The organism is Candidatus Propionivibrio aalborgensis (assembly GCF_900089945.1).
Classification (GTDB): domain Bacteria; phylum Pseudomonadota; class Gammaproteobacteria; order Burkholderiales; family Rhodocyclaceae; genus Propionivibrio; species Propionivibrio aalborgensis.
Window position 1 is genome coordinate 1 of sequence record NZ_FLQY01000247.1, and the last position, 1,064, is coordinate 1,064.

General features: G+C 58.3%; 1 protein-coding gene. It reads right to left on the minus strand.

Translation table 11 applies throughout. The features are described 5' to 3' along the window. Positions 1–7: 7 nt before the first annotated feature. Positions 8–1,036 carry an IS30 family transposase gene (locus tag PROAA_RS12240; RefSeq protein ID WP_222102247.1) on the minus strand — a complete coding sequence of 343 codons (1,029 nt, stop codon included), beginning with the start codon at positions 1,034–1,036 and terminating at the stop codon, positions 8–10. Positions 1,037–1,064: the final 28 nt, after the last annotated feature.

Here is a 1,064-nt window from a genome sequence, read left to right on the forward strand (position 1 = left end):
GGCGGATTCAAGTCTGAAGTGCAACAGCGTTATGACGCGAGTGTAACTGCTCCGTAAATACTTCGTGAGGCGTCTTGAAGCCGAGGCATTTTCTGGGCCGGTGATTGAGTTGGTGCATGGCGAATTCGATATTGCTCCGGGTGATTTCGCGGAAGGACATTTTCTTCGGGAAGAACTGTCGGATGAGGCCATTCATATTCTCGTTAGCCCCGCGCTCCCAAGAGGCGTAGGGACGAGCGAAGTAGAAGTCAGCGCCGAGTTCGCTGGCGATCCGCTGGTGCTGAGCGAACTCCCTGCCGTTGTCGGACGTCAGGGTATGAACACAGGTGGCAAAAGGCGTCAGCAGGGAGATGATGGCATCCGAGACCGCCCGCGCCGTCTTGAACGGCACATGGGCCATCAGCGAGTAGCGGGATTGCCGTTCGTTGAGCGTGACCAATGCTTGCTGCTGGCCGGCGCCGATCATCAGGTCAGCTTCCCAATCACCAAAGCGTCCGAGCGTATCGACAATGGCTGGGCGCTGGTCAATCGACACCTGATTGGGGATGGTGCCGCGTCGCTCGTGACTTCCGTAGCGTTTCCTCCGTTGTTTCTGGCAGCGTAGCGCGCGATGTAGCGTCCCACCCTGACGCTTGTCGGCATAGATCCGGCAGTAGATGCTCTCGTGGCTGACTGAAGGCAGACCGCGCTCTTCAAGTCGGCCACTGATCTGTTCCGGACTCCACAATTCACTGAGCTGCTGGTCAACATAGGCCCACGTGGCATCCGCTATTCGAGGGCCGTTCTCACAGGCCCGCATGCGGGCCTGTGAGAACTCGTGTGCCTGCTTCGGCCGATAGCCGCGCTGCCCACGATTGCGGCGGAGCTCTCGACTGATGGTGGATCGATGCCGATTCATCACTTCGGCAATCTGGCTTTGATCATGTCCGGCCTTGGCAAGGATGGCGATCTGATACCGTTCGTCTCGGGTGAGGTGTGTGTAGGTCATTCCAGGCAACTTTGACTTGGCGGTCGAGGGGCTCGGATGCTCGCACATCTTGCCCACACCACCTGTTATTCAAAGT

Bases quoted from the DNA above. Each gene is read 5' to 3' on its own strand.
- PROAA_RS12240 (WP_222102247.1), bottom strand. From the start codon at position 1,036: ATGTGCGAGCATCCGAGCCCCTCGACCGCCAAGTCAAAGTTGCCTGGA.